The organism is Halomonas sp. H2 (assembly GCF_050215315.1).
Taxonomy (GTDB): Bacteria; Pseudomonadota; Gammaproteobacteria; order Pseudomonadales; family Halomonadaceae; genus Vreelandella.
Map to the genome: position 1 here is coordinate 1469692 of NZ_CP189760.1, position 17333 is coordinate 1487024.

Below are 17333 nucleotides of genomic sequence, written 5' to 3' on the forward strand. Positions count from 1 at the left end.
CGGTTTTTACAAAACAGTCAAAAGGCATCAAAAGCAGCTTTCACCCATTGAAAATCAAGATTGGGTGGCTTGCCAGTAATCGCCAGAATATCAAAGCGGCAGGGCGATGAATCCCCGTCGCGGGCTAAATATAGCCTCGCTGCACGTACCAAGCGCTGCTGCTTCTGGTAGGTGACGGTCTCTAAAGGATGCCCATAGCGCGTTGTGGTGCGATGCTTGACCTCAATAAAGACAAGAATATCGCCATCTCGCATCACCAGGTCAAGCTCACCTCCCTTCACATGATGGTTCTGCGTGATGAGGGTAAGCCCCTGCTGGCCAAGCCATTGAGCAGCGATGTGCTCAATGGCGGCGCCACGCGCGCGCGCGGTTTGAGCGTTATTCGTCACTGTTGCCCAGGTTGGGGGTTAGGATGGGCGATGGAGTGCCGTTTTGGAATTTTGCCCAGGGCAGTTCACGGTAAATACGTCCATCGTCGCTTAAATATAGCGTGCCAGTGCTGCCATTCAAGCCGTCAAGTTCAGCGAGGTTGGAGAACCTGATCGCCAGCTCGTAAGCATCAACGCCCATCGCCATCAGGCGGAACATGGAGGCGCCGGACTCGTCGCGTAAACTCTGGTAAGTCGATGCAAACGGCAGGACATCTTCGCCACCAACGGCGGCTTCAGGAATCTTCCAGGGGATATCGACAAACATTACCTCGTTGAGATCTTGGTCAAGGCGAGTTTGCAGGCGGCCTTCGTGTAAGTGCGACGTGGCGTAGATGGGTAGATTAGGCGCATAGTAGTAATCCATCGTCGGCGGCACTTGGCGCGCGTACTCTGGCAAAGCGAGCAGGAAGAGGGCGTCAATATTGCTTAACCGAGCGCGCTCTCCGCTGACGCTGAGAGCGGTTTTGACGGCATTGGAAACGGAGCTGTCAGGGTTGTAGCGTACGGCGTTAGTAATGTCGCCGCCTTGGCCCTGCCATTCATTCCAGAACGCTTCGCCAACACGGCGACCCCAGCCGTTATCGGGAACCATCATCGACATTTGGCGGTGGCCATCCTGCCAGGCGCGGCGAGCAGCTTGGCGCGCTTCATCTTCAGCCGAGAGGCCATATTGGAAAAGGCGCTGGGCCTGGTTGCTGTCGCCGCTACCATAATTGAGCGCCAGGGTAGGCAGTGGCACGCTATCGCGCTGCTCTAACTGGGTAACTTGGCTTTTATCAAGCGGGCCGATGACTAGCTGAGCATTCATCTGCTGGGCGCGGTCGTAAAGTTCATCCAATGAGAAGCGCGAGGCATCCAGGAAGCTTAATTCGACGTTGTCGCCTTTCACATCATGGTGCTGACGCATAGCGGTGGCGATAGTGTTGGCGACGCTGCTAAGCGGGCCTGATTCAGGCAAAGCGACCACAATGCGGCGTATTGGCTGACCCTCAAGTTCAGGCAGTGCGACACTGACCGCGCGGGGTTGATCGAGCGTTTCGCGGGCCCAGCGTTGACGCTCTGCCAGCGTTTCTTGTTGGTTAGCCTGCATTGGCAGCTCATCGTCCAGCACCTGCGTGGCACGCAGTACCGCGCGTGGCTCGTCTAGTGCGCGGGCGAGTTCAGAAAACAGCAGCGCCCAGCGCACGCGGTTCTCTTCTGATAAAAGGCTTTCATCGATCGCATCGGCCGTTGCAAAAGCGTCTCCACGCTCGCCTTGACGAGCCAGAATGCTGGCGGCTTCCAGGCGTGTTTTAGCGGCCTGTTCTGGGGCTTGTTGCTCCGCTTGGCTCAGTAATTGCCCAGGATCTTCATCGGGTACGCGATCCACCACACTAGGCAACTGCATCGCACAGCCCGCAACCAGAAATGCCACGAGGGCAGCGGCGAGTAAGCCACGTAATGACTGTTTCATGTATCCTTCCTTCAGTTTCCATTTGACGTTTTCGCTGCTTGCCAGCGATTGACGAGGCCACTGCACAAGCATAGCGCAACAGCAGAGCAAGCCATCAACGAATCTAGAGCCATCAACGAATTGAGAGTCAATAATGACACATCAGAGTCCAGGCACATTGTACGTGGTTGCCACGCCAATTGGGAATTTGGACGACTTAACCGCGCGTGCTGCTCGGGTATTGGGGCAAGTAACGCGAATCGCGGCGGAAGATACACGCCACAGCGGGCGCCTGTTGGCGCATTTGGGGATTAATAAACCCATGCTCTCATTGCATGAGCATAATGAGGCGCGGCGTGTTGATAGCTTGGATAGTTATCTTGCCGCTGGCGAGGATATTGCGCTGATCAGCGATGCAGGAACACCGTTAATTAGTGATCCTGGGTTTGTGTTGGTTCGCGAGTTACGGGCGCGCAATCGTCATATTGTGCCGATCCCCGGCCCCTGTGCATTGATTACGGCCCTATCAGGCGCAGGCTTGCCGACTGACCGTTTTGTATTTGGTGGATTTTTACCTGCTAAGCCAGGGGCTCGACGACAAGCGCTTGAGGGTTGGAAAGCGCGAGAAGAGACGCTGGTGTTTTATGAGTCTCCTCACCGTATTGTGCACACATTAGAGGCGCTTCAGGAGCAAATGCCCGGGCGCGATGTGGTGTTGGCCCGCGAGCTGACTAAAACGTTTGAAACTTTTCTGCATGGTACGCCCGAGTCGTTGCTTGAGCAGTTAGCTACTGATCCCAATCAAGCGCGAGGTGAGTTTGTGGTGATCGTGGCCGGCGCCCCACCGGTTGAGCAGAGTGAGCATCAAGATATCTCTGCGGATGGCTTGTTAACGGCACTGCTGGCAGAGGGTGTGGGCGTGAAACAGGGGGCTGCGATTGCGGCGCGAATGCTCGGGGGGCGTAAGCAAGTCTGGTACGCGCGTTTGCAAGCAATTAAAGGTGAGCATTGAGGCTAGTCGAGGGCGCTGGTATGCTTGCCGCCGGAGTTGGCCAGACAGTCGCCGCTGATACCCCTTAAAAGGTGTTGGGGGAGGAAAGTCCGGGCTCCATAGGGCAGAGTGCCAGGTAACGCCTGGGCGGCGCGAGCCGACGGAAAGTGCAGCAGAGAGTAGACCGCCTAAGCCCCTCGGGGCCGGTAAGGGTGAAAGGGTGCGGTAAGAGCGCACCGCGCGCCTGGCAACAGTGCGTGGCATGGTAAACCCCACTCGGAGCAAGACCAAATAGGGACCCAATGGCGTGGCCCGCGCTGGGTCCGGGTAGGTTGCTTGAGCGCTGTGGTAACGCAGCGCCTAGAGGAATGGCTGTCCACGACAGAACCCGGCTTATCGGCCGACTCCCCCATTTCCATACCAGGGCGTGCTTGCACGCTCTTTACTATGTTGTCTCTATTATCTTGTGTGAGAAAAAAATGCCTTCTCCTGACGCTGAACAGGTTGCTTCCCGCTTTCGCCATACCAGCGTACTACTGGAGGGTGCTGTCGATGCCTTGATTCACGATGCTCAGGGTGTCTATCTAGATGGCACTTTCGGGAGAGGTGGCCACTCGCGGGTAATTCTTGATCGTCTTGGTAATCAAGGCCAGCTACTCGCCATGGATCGTGATCCTCAGGCGATTGCTGCGGCAGCAGAAATTGACGACCCACGCTTCCAGATTACCCAGTGTGAATTTGCCCAGCTCGGCGACTATGCGCGCGAGCAGGGCGTATTCGGTAAGCTTTCAGGGGTGCTGTTGGATATAGGCGTGTCTTCCCCTCAGCTTGATGACCCAGAGCGCGGTTTTAGCTTTATGCGCGATGGCCCGCTGGATATGCGTATGGATCCCACCCAAGGGCAGAGCGTGGCTGACTTTCTGGCCCGGGCTGGTGAAGCAGATATTGCCTACGTATTTAAAACCTATGGCGAAGAGCGCTATGCCAAGCGCCTAGCTCGTGCTGTGGTTACCCGTCGGGTCGAAAAGCCGTTTACGCATACAGTGGACTTGGCCGAAGTGCTGAAAGTAGCTCACCCGGCCTGGGAGAAGGGCCGTCACCCGGCAACTAAAGCATTCCAAGGGTTACGTATTTTCGTCAATGGTGAGTTAGAGCAATTAGATAGTGCGCTCGATGCGGCGCTTGAGGCGCTGGCCCCGGGCGGGCATTTAGTTGTCATCAGTTTTCACTCGCTGGAAGACCGCCGCGTGAAGCGCTTTATTCGCCATCATGTCCGCGGCGATACCCATCTGCCGCGCGGTGTGCCTATCCGTGACGATCAGTTGAATCGACGTCTTGAGGCGCTCGGCAAAGGTCAACGGCCGAGCGAGCAAGAAGTGGATGCAAACCCACGTTCACGAAGTGCTGTCATGCGGGCTGCACGCAAACGGATGTAATCACGGTGTTATTACGGATTTACACATGAGCATGGATCGGATTGAGCAATGGGTAGCCACGCTAAGCACCGAATGGCCGTTTAAGCTGCGCCTGCGTGTCTGGCCGGTGGTGATTAGCCTGCTGTTTTTAGTCTGCATGGCCTCTGGTTTGGGCGTGGTCATCACCACCCATATGACGCGCGTCCAATTTGCTCAGTTGCAACAGCTAGAGCAAGAAGAGAATCAGCTGCAAACGGAGTGGGGCCAGCTACTGCTAGAAGAGGGTGCATGGTCGACGCCCGCGCGTGTCGAGCAAATTGCCACACAGCGTCTGGGTATGCGTATTCCCGATGTCAACGACGTTGAGGTAATTCGTCCATGAGCAGCTCGCGCCGTGGTGGCTCCTCGCGTCAACAACCTATCGCGCCCCCCTTGGGAGGCGGACGGTTTGTGTTTATTGTGCTGGCGATTGGTTTGGCATCCGCTATCTTGATTGGCCGCATTACGCTTCTACAGGTGATTGATCGCCCCTTTCTGCAAAGCCAGGGCGATGCGCGTACCTTGCGCCATGAAACTATCCCCGCCCACCGTGGCATGATTACCGACCGTAATGGTGAGCCGCTGGCTATTTCAACGCCGGTGGTGACGATCTGGGCTAATCCTCAAGAGCTACCCGAAGACGCCATTCAGCGCATTGTACTGGCCCAAGCGCTGGGTATGTCGCTGGATGAGTTTGAGGCGCGTGTTGAGCGCTTTAGCGATCATGAGTTTATGTACCTGCGCCGCCAATTGACGCCTGCAGTAGCCCAGCAGATTCTCGATTTGCGCACGCCAGGCGTTTACCAACAGCGTGAATACAAGCGCTACTATCCCGCCGGGGAAGTTGCCGCCCAGTTGCTTGGGGTGACCAATGTTGATGATGTCGGCCAAGAAGGCTTAGAGCTCTCTTACCAGCCCTACTTAGCTGGCCATCCCGGGCAGCGCCGGGTGATCAAAGATCGCCGCGGGCGCCTGGTGCGAGAGCTTGGGGTTATCAACGAGGCCCAGCCGGGTGGTGAGCTTACCTTAGCGATTGACCAGCGTATTCAGTATATGGCCTATCGTGAGCTGCGAGCGGCCGTTGCCGAGAACGAAGCTGACGGCGGCGTGCTGGTGATGATGGATGCGCGCTCAGGCGAAGTGCTGGCGATAGCCAACTTGCCCTCTTACAACCCCAATAATCGCGCGGGGTTAGACCCGCGTGGGTTACGCAACCAAGCGCTAGTCGATGTGTTCGAGCCTGGTTCGGTGATGAAGCCACTCGCGATGGCGGCTGTTTTGGAAAGCGGTGTGGTTGATCGGGATGTAGTGGTAGACACGTCACCTGGTTGGATGCGCCTTGATCAGTTTACCATTCGCGATTTTCGTGATTATGGTGAGCTGGATTTGGCCGGAATTTTGGAAAAGTCCTCTAATATCGGTATGTCACGCTTAGCGCTACAGCTCAGCGATACCGCGATTTGGGAAAAATATAACCAGTTAGGCTTGGGTCAAGCGCCGGGCACCGGGTTCCCGGGTGAATCAACGGGTAGCCTGCCAGCGCCTGTGCGCTGGTCGCGCAGTGAGCGGGCGGCCCTCTCGTATGGTTATGGCCTGTCTGTTACCGCGGTTCAATTGGCTAGCGCTTATACGGCGCTCGCCAATGATGGTATGCGTTTGCCCCCCTCTTTGCTGCGCCTTTCTGAGCCGCCGCAAGGTATTCCTGCGATGTCGTCTACGGTAGCCAATGACCTGCTGGGTGTTCTTGAAACGTCGGTAGCAGCGTATACCGGTGGCCGAAGAGCGCGGGTTGAAGGGTATCGCGTTGGCGGTAAAACAGGCACGGTGCGGAAAACTAACCAGCAAGGGTATTCTAAGGACGCTTACCGCAGTGTTTTTACCGGGATTGCGCCGATTTCAGACCCACGAATTGTCACGGTAGTAATGATTGATCACCCCAAAGCGGGCGAGTTTTACGGTGGCGCTGTCGCCGCGCCGGTATTTTCCAGTGTGACAGGGAATGCTTTACGCTTGTTGGACGTTCCGCCAGATCACGATGCAGAGTAGTTTTTTTAAGGAGATTGCATGACGCTGAGTCCAAGCGATGTGTTGACGGCGCTCAAGCAAGTTTGGCCCGACTCACCACTGCCTGCGGATCTGCCCGAGTTTTCAGGCCAGGTGCGCATTGAAATGGATTCCCGCAAGCTCCAAGCGGGTGACATCTTTGTGGCTGTGCCGGGTAGTCAAAGTGATGGTCGTGACTTTATCGAGCCGGCATTAGAGGCTGGCGCCGCGCTTGTCTTGGCGCAAGGGGCGCACAGCGATGTACCGCTCGAGGGGCGAGTGCTGAGTTTGCCGCATCTCTCGATGCGCTTGGGTGAGCTGGGGCGAGCACTGTTTAAGGTGCCGCGGGACTTGGAGGTGATTGGCGTCACCGGTACCAACGGTAAAAGCTCGGTCACGCATTATATTGCCGCTCTCAGCGAGGCGCTGGGAACCCCGGCGGGCCTCGTCGGCACTCTGGGTGTCGGGCGCTCTGGGGAGTTGAGCGATAGCGGCTTAACCACACCAGGGCCGCTGGCGCTGCAGGCAACGCTGGGGGAGTTGGCGCGCCAGGGGGTGAAGCGGATTGCTTTGGAAGCCTCTTCCCACGCGTTAGATCAGCAGCGCTTGGCGGCGGTCAATGTGGGCGTGGGGGTGTTTACCAATCTGACTCGCGATCATCTTGATTATCACGGCAGTATGGCGGCTTATGCCGCTGCGAAAGCAAAGCTTTTTCGGCGTTCGGAGCTCAAGTTGGCGGTAGTGAACGGCGATGATCCGTTGGCGCGCTTAATGCTCGCTGGCTGCGACAGCAGTGTGCGCGTGCTAGCGACGGGTCGAGACGAAGCCGTTACGCTGCGGGTAATGGATTGGCAGCCGTTTGAGCAGGGCCAGCAGGCAATGATTGCGACCCCCGATGGTGAGAAAATGCTCAGCCTAAATCTAATGGGTCGCTTTAATCTAGATAACGTGCTGTTGGCAATGGCTGTGCTCTATGGCTTGGGCGAGCCTCTTGATGCGCTCTTTACTGCCGCTACGTCGCTGGCGCCGGTACCTGGCCGTATGGAGCTTTACGGGGATGCCGATGTGCCCAGCGTAGTGGTGGATTATGCCCATACGCCGGATGCCCTGCGCAGCGCGCTGCAAGCGTTGCGCGCTCACCTGGGCGATGCTGGCAAGCTGTGGTGCGTGTTTGGCTGTGGTGGTGAGCGTGATACCGGTAAGCGGGCCGAAATGGCCAGTGCTGCCGAGCAGTTAGCGGATCATGTCGTGGTCACCGATGACAACCCGCGTCATGAGCCTGCCGAGCAAATTCGGCTGCAAATATTGTCAGGTTTTTCAGGCACCGCGCAACCCATTGAAATTGCTGATCGTCACGAGGCTGTCGCGGCGGCCATTGGTCAAGCGGCCAGCCAGGACGTGGTATTGATCGCTGGCAAAGGGCACGAGGCGTATCAGGAAATGAAAGGGGTGCGCCACGCCTATACCGATAGTGAAGAGATCCAGCGGGCATTTACTGTGCGGAGAGCCCACTAATGGCCTGGACACTTGGTCAGGTCGCTGCCGCGTTAAGCATCGACGCGCCGCTTCAGAATGCCCATTTGTCGGTCAGTACGATCGTCACCGATAGCCGTAAAGTCGAACCTGGCTGCCTGTTTATTGCCTTAAAAGGCCCTAACTTTGATGGCCATGAGTTTGTCGGACGCGCCCACGAGTTTGGCGCTGCGGCAGCGCTGGTCGAAGCGCCTGTGGCGAGCGCCTTACCGCAATTGGTATGCCCCGATACGCGGCTGGCTTTAGGGTTATTGGCCGGGGCACACCGGCGTGCCTGGCAGGGTGCTGTGGTGGCAGTCACCGGTAATAGCGGTAAAACCACGGTAAAAGAGATGTGCGCCTCACTGTTGACTCCGTTGGGTGAGGTGTTAGCCACGCAGGGTAATCTGAACAACGATTTTGGCGCGCCGCTGACCTTATTGAGATTGAGTCAGCAGCATAAAGCCGCTGTGATAGAGCTTGGCGCGAACCATTTAGGCGAGATTGCCTGGACGGCACCACTGGCACAGCCTGATGTTGCGATTATTACCAATGTAACAGGCGCTCATGTGGGCGAGTTTGGCGGTATGGGGCAGATCGCCCAGGCGAAAAGTGAACTACTTGGCGGGCTGAGCGAGCAGGGTACGGCGATATTGAACCGTGATGATCACTACTACTCTTTCTGGGCCTCTCGTGCGGCCCCAAGACGAGTCGTGAGTTTTGGCTTTCACCCGCAGGCCGATGTAAGTGCCTCAGCGCTTTCCTGCAATCCTCAAGGGCGGTATGCTTTCACGCTATTGCAGCATGGCCAAGCGCTAGGCGACGTGCGTTTGCCGCTATTGGGTAAGCATAATGTCAGTAATGCCTTGGCCGCCGCCGCTGCGGCATTAGCCTTGGGCGTGACGGCAGAGCAGGTTATCGCGCGGCTGGAAACGTTACAGGCGTTAGCGGGTCGACTAACCGTGGTGCCCGGTTTACGCGGCGCCAACGTGCTTGATGATACTTATAATGCCAACCCGGGGGCGGTCAAAGCCGCCCTGGATACATTGGCGAGCTTCCCAGCGCCACGCTGGTGCGCGCTAGGGGCGATGGGCGAACTGGGTAGCGAGGCTGCAGCGTTACACGCGGATATTGGTCGCTACGCTGCCAAGCTTGGTATCGATGAGCTGCTGACGCTGGGTGAGGGTGCTCGCGCGGCCAGCGAAGCCTTTGGTCGTGGGCTGCATTTTAACGATCACGAGACGCTCACGCGTCATGTCACTAATAACTTGCCGCCTGACACCACCTTGTTGGTGAAAGGGTCGCGCAGTGCGGGCATGGAACATGTCGTCAACGCACTGCGTTCGGATGAAATAGGGTAAACGCCGTTCATGTTACTTCACTTGGCGAATTTTCTGTCCCAGTACCAAACTGATTTTCAGGTCGTTAACTATTTAACGCTGCGTGTGATTTTAGGCGCGCTGACTTCCTTGCTGCTGTGTCTGTGGTTGGGGCCATGGATGATCCGGCGCCTGGTTGAAGGCCAAATCGGTCAGTCGGTGCGTGACGATGGCCCTCAGTCCCATCTGTCAAAAGCAGGTACACCCACCATGGGTGGGGCGATGATTATATTGGCTATTGCCATTAGTACCTTGCTCTGGGGTGACTTAACCAACCTTTATATCTGGGTGGTGCTGGGCGTAACCGTAGGCTTTGGCGCCATTGGCTGGGTCGATGACTACCGCAAGGTGGTTGAGAAAAATCCGCGTGGTTTACCGGCAAAGTGGAAATATTTTTGGCAATCGGTCGTTGGTCTTGGCGCGGCTGTGCTGCTCTACTTAACGGCCTCGTCACCCGTCGAAACCAGTCTATTAGTACCGCTTTTCAAAGAAGTCGCGCTGCCGCTGGGCGTGTTTTATATCGTACTAACGTATTTTGTGATCGTGGGCAGTTCGAACGCAGTTAATTTGACCGATGGTCTTGATGGCCTGGCAATTATGCCCACGGTGCTGGTAGCCATGGGCTTGTCGGTATTTGCCTACGCGAGCGGTAATACGGTTTTTGCCACGTATCTCCACATTCCCTTTATCGCCGGCACCGGCGAGTTGGCGATTTTCTGCGCGACTATCGCCGGGGCCGGGCTGGGATTTCTGTGGTTTAACACTTACCCCGCTCAAGTTTTTATGGGCGATGTTGGCGCCCTGGCGTTAGGCGCCGCGCTAGGCGTGGTGGCGGTAATTGTGCGTCAGGAGATCGTGCTATTTATTATGGGCGGCATTTTCGTCATGGAGACGGTGTCGGTGATTCTCCAAGTGAGCTCCTACAAGCTCACTGGGCGACGCATCTTCCGTATGGCGCCTTTGCATCACCACTATGAATTAAAAGGCTGGCCAGAGCCGCGGGTAATCGTGCGCTTTTGGATTATTACCGTGGTGCTGGTGCTGCTCGGCCTCGCAACGCTCAAAATTCGTTAACGCATGTGGGTATGCTGCGAGAGGGAGCCTGTGATGGATCGAGTCGCTAAAGGTTTAACGCTGGTCGTCGGGTTGGGGGTGTCTGGCCGTGCGATTTGTCGCCATTTAAGCCGTTTAAATGTGCCCTATATGGTGGCAGACACGCGTGCCGAGCCGCCTGGCCTGGACGATTTTAGTGCCGCACATCCCGGTATTGATATTTACTGTGGTTCGCTGACGGCACTGGATCTTACCGATGTAACCGAGGTGGTCGTTAGCCCCGGGCTTGACCCGCGTATGCCGGGTTTAACAGAGCTGGCTGATCAGCTTAATCCGCAGTCAGGCGAGCCTATGGTGGTGGGCGAGATCGCCCTGTTTGTGCGTGCTGCGAAGGCCCCTGTCGCGGCGATCACCGGCTCAAATGCGAAATCGACGGTGACGACCCTGCTGGGCGATATGGCCGCAGCCGCCGGTGTTGATGCCGCTGTTGGCGGCAACCTGGGTACACCTGCGCTGGATCTATTAGCCAACCACCCCGACGCAAAGCTCTACATTCTTGAACTTTCCAGCTTTCAGCTTGAGACAACTCCTAAGCTGGGCGCACGCTGTGCGGCTTTCTTGAATTTAAGTGAAGATCACTTGGATCGACATGGCGATATGCACGGCTATCGCACCGCCAAGCAGCGCATTTTTATCGGTGCTCAGCACGCAGTCGCTAATGCCAGTGAATCCCTCACATGGCCTGAGCAGCCAGTTGCGCAGCTTACCCACTTCTCTTCGCAAGCACCCACGGCTGAGAAAGAGTGGGGGCTGGCGCTGCATCTCGATAAATGGACGTTAATGCAGGGCACAACGCCTTGGCTAGCCGTTGATGAGTTAACAATGGTCGGCCAGCACAACTATTTAAATGCGTTAGCGGCGCTGGCAATGGGCCAAGCGCTAGGGTTTGCCGCCGCGCCGATGTGTAGCGCACTACGCGAATTTAAAGGCTTGCCACACCGTAGTGAAGTGATTGCGCAAATTAACGGCGTCTCCTGGGTCAATGACACTAAAGGCACCAACGTGGGCGCCACGCTCGCGGCGATTAATGGCATTGGCGCTACGCTGCAGGGGCGGTTGGTGTTATTGGCGGGTGGCGTTGGCAAAGGGGCGGACTTTACCCCCTTGGCCGAGCCTCTTTCGAGGTGCGCGCGGCTCGTGCTGTTATTTGGTTTAGATGCCCCACGGCTAGCCGACGCATTAATTGAACACGTTAGTATTCAGCAGGTAGAGGATTTAACGCAAGCCATGCAGGTAGCCTATCAGCTCGCTCAGCCGGGGGACTGCGTGTTGCTGTCACCCGCCTGTGCCAGCTTAGACCAGTTTGCCAATTACCATGAGCGCGGCGAAGTGTTTCGTCGCTGGGTGGAACACATGGCACAGCAAACAGCCGAGGCAAAAGTATGAGCCGCATTCAGCGTCTACGTAATGTTCTCACCACGCGCGATCTGCCCTGCGATGTATGGCTGATCGTCGCGGCGGTTGCCATAGCTGGCTTGGGGTGGGTAATGGTGAGCTCGGCGTCGATTGGCTTGCTGGAAGACACCTACCACTATTCGCGCCAGCACGGTGTCTTCCTGCTACTAGCTATTATTGCCTGTGTCTTTATGCTCTGCGTTCCTCTTGAACTTTGGCGCCAAAATGCGGCGCTGGTGCTACTGGCAAGTATTTTTCTACTGGTTCTGGTGCTGATCATAGGTCAGGAGATTAATGGCAGTAAGCGCTGGATAGCGCTGCCGGGACCACTGCCTAGTTTACAGGTCTCGGAATTTGCCAAGATTGGGTTAATTTTCTACATGGCGGCCTTTATGTCACGTTTTACTTATGACCTGCGTCGCCGAGCATTCAGCATGTGGCGCCCTCTTGCCGTGCTTGCGGTACCTGCCGGGCTGCTTTTCTTAGCGCCTGATTTTGGCGGTATGGTGGTATTCACCGTTTGTGTCATCGGTATGCTAATGATGTGCGGCGCCTCGTTAATTCTACTGATAGGTAGTGGCGCGCTGCTCGGCTCTGGCGCAGTAATGATGGTGGTGATTGAGCCCTACCGGCTGGCCCGCTGGACCAGCTTTCTAGACCCCTGGGCGGATCAGTTTGCAACGGGGTATCAGTTGACCCAAGCGCTGATTGCCTTTGGTCGGGGGCATGTGACAGGCACCGGCTTGGGTAACAGTGTACAAAAGCTGCACTATTTACCCGAAGCGCATACCGACTTTATCTTTGCAGTGATCGCTGAAGAGCTAGGCATGATCGGGGCAATTATCGTTGTGCTGCTATTCACCCTATTTATTGCCCGTGCTATGTGGATTGGGCGCAAGGCTGAGCTTGCTGGGCATCTGTTTGGCGCCTACGTAAGCTATGGCATTGGTTTTGTTTTCGCCGCTCAGGCGTTCATCAATATGGCGGTTAGCTCCGGCCTACTGCCGACCAAAGGATTGACGCTGCCGCTAATGAGCTACGGTGGCTCTAGTCTGTTGGTCACTGGTGTCATGGTGGGACTGCTGCTGCGCACGGATGCCGAAACACGTCAGCGACCCAAGCGGGCATCCACCCCCTATAAATCGCGCCATGAGCCGCATTTGACGTAACGCTATACCAACAGTGTTACCAGGAGTTTGATGTGACGACTAACGCACGGCGTCGGATACTTATTATGGCGGGTGGAACCGGTGGTCATGTATTTCCAGCGCTTTCGCTCGCCAAAGCATTGCAGGCCCAGCAGGTTGATGTTGAATGGCTGGGTAGCCCCCGAGGGATTGAAAATCGGCTAGTGCCCGAGGCGGGTATTACCCTACACACCATTGCGGTTAGCGGGCTACGCGGCAACGGTTTGGCGGGCTGGCTCAAAGCACCGCTGAAGCTTAGTCAGGCGATGTTACAGGCGCGGGCAGTTATTCGCGATTTCAAACCGCAGGTGGTGGTGGGGCTAGGCGGGTTTGCCAGTGGCCCCGGCGGGTTAGCTGCGTGGCTGTCACGGATTCCGTTGATTATCCATGAACAAAATGCCGTGGCTGGCCTGACTAATCGCGTTTTATCTCGGCTAGCCAAGCGTACGTTTGCCGCTTTTCCCGAGGCATTTGGCTCGCGCGCGGAAGTGATCGGTAACCCTGTACGTGATGACATCGCCGCCTTGGGGAGTACGCCGAAGAGTGTGGAGACGCTCTCGAACCGACCTCTTCGCTTACTAGTGGTCGGGGGCTCGCTTGGCGCTGTGGCGCTTAACGAGCGTTTGGCGCCAGCACTTGCTGCCCTGTCTGTTGAGCAGCGCCCAGAGGTGCGCCACCAGGCAGGCAAAGATCGTGATGCGACCACTGCCGAAAATTATCAGCAGCATGGCGTAAGTGCTGAAGTTAGCCCGTTTATTGATGATATGGCCGCCGCCTACGCGTGGGCCGACTTAGTGGTATGCCGCTCAGGGGCACTCACCGTGGCGGAGTTGGCCGCGGCAGCCAAACCCGCACTGCTGGTGCCTTTCCCCTTTGCTGTCGATGATCATCAGCGTGTCAATGCACAGGTATTGGTCAAGGCGGGTGCCGCGAAATGCGTGGTGCAGTCGGAGCTGACCGTTGAGCGTTTAAGCGAATTTTTAAATCAATTGCTCGTCCCTAACACCCTAGCTGCGATGGCGGCGAAAGCTCGCCAAGCCGCACATTTAGATGCGACCGAGCGCTTAGCTGAAGGGTGTTTGGCGATGGTGCCGTTAGGAGACTCTGCGTGACTGATTCAGACCAAACTATGACCCCCTCGCGTGTCACTACCGTTGGCCCAGGCATGCGTCGAATTCGTCGAATTCACTTTGTCGGTATTGGCGGCGCGGGGATGTGCGGTATCGCAGAGGTGCTGGCTAACCAGGGCTACACCGTTAGCGGTAGTGATATGAAAGTCTCTGCCGTCGTGGAGCGCCTGCGCCAGTGCGGTGTCTGTGTAGCGATCGGGCATGCCGAAGCTAACGTGGAAAACGCCGACGTAGTAGTGGTTTCAAGTGCTATTGATGAAACCAATCCTGAAATACGCTGGGCCCATGAGCATCGGGTGCCGGTAGTGCGCCGGGCTGAAATGCTGGCAGAATTGATGCGTTTTCGCCATGGAATCGCCGTGGCAGGCACCCATGGTAAAACCACCACGACCAGCTTGACGGCAACCCTGTTGGCAGAAGGTGGCTTGGATCCTACCTTTGTCATTGGCGGCAAACTGACCAGTGCAGGGGCCAATGCGCGCTTGGGCGAGGGCGACTACTTAGTGGCTGAAGCCGATGAGTCTGACGCCTCGTTTTTGCACTTACAGCCGATGGTATCAATTGTTACCAATATTGACGCTGATCATATGGCGACCTACGGCGGTGATTTTGAACGCTTGAAAAGCACCTTTATCGAGTTTCTGCACAATCTGCCGTTCTATGGTTTGGCGGTGCTGTGCATTGATGACCCTCACGTGCGTGTGCTGTGTGAACAGGTTAAGCGTCAGTTCGTCACCTATGGCTTTGATAACGACGCCGATTATCGCATTGTTGATTTTACCCAGCGAGGCGGAGAAGTCTCGTTTACCGCATTGCGGCCAGGTAACGTTGCTCCGCTAAAGGTGCGTTTAGCGATGCCAGGCAGGCACAACGCCTTAAACGCCATGGCGGCGATTGTGGTTGCCTCTGATGCGGGTGTTAGCGATAGTGCTATTTTAAGCGGCTTGGCGGGCTTTGCAGGCGTTGGCCGCCGTTTTCAGGTGCATGGCCATTTTCCCGCGCCCAAAGGGGATGGCGAGATCATGTTGGTGGATGACTATGGTCACCACCCGCGGGAAGTTGACATGGTCATCCAGGCTATTCGTGCGGGCTGGCCCGAGCGGCGCCTGGTAATGCTCTACCAGCCGCATCGCTATAGCCGTACTCGCGATCTATACGAAGACTTTGTCCGCGTGCTTTCTCAAGTCGATACGCTAGTGTTGCTGGATGTTTACAGCGCTGGCGAAACGGTTATTCCCGGTGCAGAGGGCAGAACATTGGCAGGATCAATTCGTCAGCGCGGCGAAGTAGACCCGCTATTTGTTGAGTATAAGCATGAGCTTCCCGCGCTATTAACCAATGTATTACGTCCCGGCGATATTTTTATTACCCAGGGCGCTGGCGATGTAGGGGGGATTTCCCTGCGCTTAGCCCAGGCGAAGTTAGCAATGAGCGAGGTGGAGCTGTGAGCGCGGAAGTAGCATCAACCCAACCATCAGAGAAAGTCGTCGTTGTCTACGGTGGTACCTCTGCTGAGCGCGAGGTATCGCTCAAAAGCGGAACGGCGGTGCTTGAGGCGCTTCAGCGTAAAGGCGTAAACGCCTGTGGCTATGACCCTCGTGACAATGGCTTGGTCGGTTTGGAGCAACTGGCTCCCTCGGTAGTGTTTGTTGCCCTGCACGGCCGCGGCGGCGAAGACGGCACCCTGCAGGGGGCGCTAGAGTTGCTCGATATTCCTTACACCGGCAGCGGAGTGCTTGCTTCTGCGCTGGGGATGGACAAGCAGCGCACCAAGCAGGTGTGGAGCGCCGTAGGCTTGCCCACGCCGGAAAGTATTATGCTGGATGCGGACGCTGACTGGTCTAGCGTGGTGGCTCAGCTTGGCTTGCCGCTGATTGTGAAACCCGTGCATGAGGGCTCAACGCTGGGTATTAGCATCGTGAAAAGCCAGGCGGCACTTGAGGCGGCGTACCACGAGGCAGCCCAGTTTGATGCGCGGGTAATGGCGGAGCGTTTCGTTGTTGGTGAGGAGTACACCGTTGCGCTATTGGGTAATCAGGTGTTGCCTGCTATTCGCGTCGAAGTGCCGGGTGGGTTTTACGACTACGAAGCGAAATACATCGCTAATACCACCCAATACCACCTACCTTGTGGTCTCACTGCTGAACAAGAAGCAACACTCGGCACCCTCTGCCAGCAGGCATTTACGGCGATTGGTGGGGTAGGTTGGGGACGGGTTGATGTCATGCGCGATAGTGAAGGGCGCTTTTGGTTATTAGAAGTTAATACGGTGCCCGGCATGACCGATCACAGCTTGGTGCCCCAGGCGGCGGCGCATGCTGGTATGCCGTTTGATGACTTGGTGGTTAATATTCTGCAAACCGCAGGCGGGCAGTTAACGTCATGAAGAGTGCGCTATTAAGAGTGCGTTATGAAAAGGCGTAACGCTTGGCTGGGGATTATTCTGCTGGCACTGCTCATGGGAGCTGGTGGGCGTGCGCTTTGGCTGTGGTTAGACCGCCCAATTGAACGGGTGTCTATTCGCGGCGAGTGGGAGTATGTCAGTGCCGACTATTTACGCACCCAGCTTGCGCCACTGGTCGTTGACGCCACTTGGCTATCGGCTGATCTGGGTGAGTTGCGTGATCGCGCGCTGCAGGTTGGTTGGTTGCACGAAGTGCGTATTTCACGTGAGTGGCCTAATGCGCTGGTGTTTGAGCTTATTGAGCAACAGCCGGTAGCACGCTGGAATGATGATTTCTTAGTTAACTCAGCAGGCGAACCATTTGCTTTTGCGCCGTTAACACCACCTGCTGGGTTGCCTGATTTAGCTGGTCCTGCCGGTAGTAGCGAAGAGGTATTGGATTACTATCACCGTCTTAAACCTCATTTCGAACAGTTATCGCTTGATTTAACCCAGCTGCGCTTAGAGCCGCGCGGTGCTTGGCGGCTACAGTTAAATGATGGCGCTTGGGTGATGTTAGGCCGGCGCCAACATGAAGTGCGCTTAGCCCGCTTGTCGGCTTCATGGCAGCGCGAGTTGTATCTTCTCGGCGAGCAGATTCGCTATATAGACCTGCGTTACCCTAACGGTGTTGCCGTTGCGTGGCATGGAGAAAGTGAATTTACGGTGCAAGATGAGTAACGGAGCTATTACTCGCTGCAAATAAGGTGTAAAAGTGAGTGGTTGCCAACGCTGAAAAAGCCAATATTCGGCTTTAAATTGCTATCAAAGCCTATTATTGTGTATCTGTGCTAGTCGTATTGTGGCTATTGTTTCTATACTA

General features: G+C 56.3%; 15 protein-coding genes and 1 other RNA gene. 14 read left to right on the forward strand and 2 right to left on the reverse strand.

Annotated features, from left to right (window positions below; genetic code table 11):
• Positions 1 to 17 precede the first annotated feature (17 nt).
• Both ACQE2I_RS06745 and ACQE2I_RS06750 read right to left on the reverse strand, forming a co-directional pair.
• Positions 18 to 389 (reverse strand): YraN family protein, encoded by a 372-nt coding sequence (locus tag ACQE2I_RS06745; protein ID WP_427030726.1) that lies wholly within the window; start codon positions 387 to 389, stop codon positions 18 to 20.
• A complete protein-coding gene (locus ACQE2I_RS06750) occupies positions 379 to 1884 on the reverse strand; it encodes a penicillin-binding protein activator (protein ID WP_427030727.1) in 1506 nt (501 codons plus the stop codon). The genes ACQE2I_RS06745 and ACQE2I_RS06750 overlap by 11 nt, the downstream gene beginning before the upstream one ends.
• 133 nt (positions 1885 to 2017) lie before the next feature.
• On the opposite strand from ACQE2I_RS06750, the gene rsmI reads away from it, so the two are divergent.
• The 14 genes from rsmI (at position 2018) to ACQE2I_RS06820 (ending at position 17191) form a co-directional block, all read left to right on the forward strand.
• On the forward strand, positions 2018 to 2875 hold the full coding sequence (gene rsmI / locus ACQE2I_RS06755; RefSeq protein WP_427030728.1) for a 16S rRNA (cytidine(1402)-2'-O)-methyltransferase: 858 nt from the start codon (positions 2018 to 2020) through the stop codon (positions 2873 to 2875).
• A 32-nt stretch (positions 2876 to 2907) separates the two neighbouring features.
• Positions 2908 to 3266: RNase P RNA component class A (rnpB, locus tag ACQE2I_RS06760), an RNA gene on the forward strand.
• 67 nt (positions 3267 to 3333) lie between these two features.
• Positions 3334 to 4290, forward strand: a complete 957-nt coding sequence (gene rsmH, locus ACQE2I_RS06765) for a 16S rRNA (cytosine(1402)-N(4))-methyltransferase RsmH (protein ID WP_427030729.1) — start codon at positions 3334 to 3336, stop codon at positions 4288 to 4290.
• A 25-nt stretch (positions 4291 to 4315) separates the two neighbouring features.
• Entirely contained in the window at positions 4316 to 4651 is a 336-nt protein-coding gene (ftsL, locus tag ACQE2I_RS06770) for a cell division protein FtsL (protein ID WP_427030730.1), read from the forward strand.
• A complete protein-coding gene (locus ACQE2I_RS06775; RefSeq protein ID WP_427030731.1) occupies positions 4648 to 6354 on the forward strand; it encodes a peptidoglycan D,D-transpeptidase FtsI family protein in 1707 nt (568 codons plus the stop codon). Before ftsL ends, ACQE2I_RS06775 begins: the two co-directional genes overlap by 4 nt.
• Before the next feature lie 18 nt (positions 6355 to 6372).
• Positions 6373 to 7866, forward strand: coding sequence for a UDP-N-acetylmuramoyl-L-alanyl-D-glutamate--2,6-diaminopimelate ligase (locus ACQE2I_RS06780; protein ID WP_427030733.1), 1494 nt, complete (start codon positions 6373 to 6375; stop codon positions 7864 to 7866).
• Complete coding sequence (locus tag ACQE2I_RS06785) at positions 7866 to 9224, forward strand: UDP-N-acetylmuramoyl-tripeptide--D-alanyl-D-alanine ligase (protein ID WP_427030734.1); 1359 nt, start codon at positions 7866 to 7868, stop codon at positions 9222 to 9224. Before ACQE2I_RS06780 ends, ACQE2I_RS06785 begins: the two co-directional genes overlap by 1 nt.
• A gap of 9 nt (positions 9225 to 9233) precedes the next feature.
• The gene (gene mraY, locus ACQE2I_RS06790) at positions 9234 to 10316 is read left to right on the forward strand and encodes a phospho-N-acetylmuramoyl-pentapeptide-transferase (RefSeq protein ID WP_427030735.1); all 1083 of its coding nucleotides are present in this window, start codon (positions 9234 to 9236) and stop codon (positions 10314 to 10316) included.
• Positions 10317 to 10349: 33 nt separating this feature from the next.
• Entirely contained in the window at positions 10350 to 11741 is a 1392-nt protein-coding gene (gene murD / locus ACQE2I_RS06795; protein ID WP_427030736.1) for a UDP-N-acetylmuramoyl-L-alanine--D-glutamate ligase, read from the forward strand.
• Positions 11738 to 12919: a putative lipid II flippase FtsW gene (gene ftsW / locus ACQE2I_RS06800; RefSeq protein ID WP_427030737.1), complete on the forward strand. Its 1182-nt coding sequence runs from the start codon at positions 11738 to 11740 to the stop codon at positions 12917 to 12919. Before murD ends, ftsW begins: the two co-directional genes overlap by 4 nt.
• 32 nt (positions 12920 to 12951) lie before the next feature.
• On the forward strand, positions 12952 to 14049 hold the full coding sequence (murG, locus tag ACQE2I_RS06805; RefSeq protein WP_427030738.1) for an undecaprenyldiphospho-muramoylpentapeptide beta-N-acetylglucosaminyltransferase: 1098 nt from the start codon (positions 12952 to 12954) through the stop codon (positions 14047 to 14049).
• A gap of 17 nt (positions 14050 to 14066) precedes the next feature.
• Positions 14067 to 15515 (forward strand): UDP-N-acetylmuramate--L-alanine ligase, encoded by a 1449-nt coding sequence (gene murC / locus ACQE2I_RS06810; RefSeq protein WP_427031401.1) that lies wholly within the window; start codon positions 14067 to 14069, stop codon positions 15513 to 15515.
• The gene (locus tag ACQE2I_RS06815) at positions 15512 to 16453 is read left to right on the forward strand and encodes a D-alanine--D-alanine ligase (protein WP_427030739.1); all 942 of its coding nucleotides are present in this window, start codon (positions 15512 to 15514) and stop codon (positions 16451 to 16453) included. Before murC ends, ACQE2I_RS06815 begins: the two co-directional genes overlap by 4 nt.
• Positions 16454 to 16477: 24 nt before the next feature.
• Positions 16478 to 17191: a cell division protein FtsQ/DivIB gene (locus ACQE2I_RS06820; RefSeq protein WP_427030741.1), complete on the forward strand. Its 714-nt coding sequence runs from the start codon at positions 16478 to 16480 to the stop codon at positions 17189 to 17191.
• The last annotated feature ends 142 nt before the right edge of the window (positions 17192 to 17333 follow it).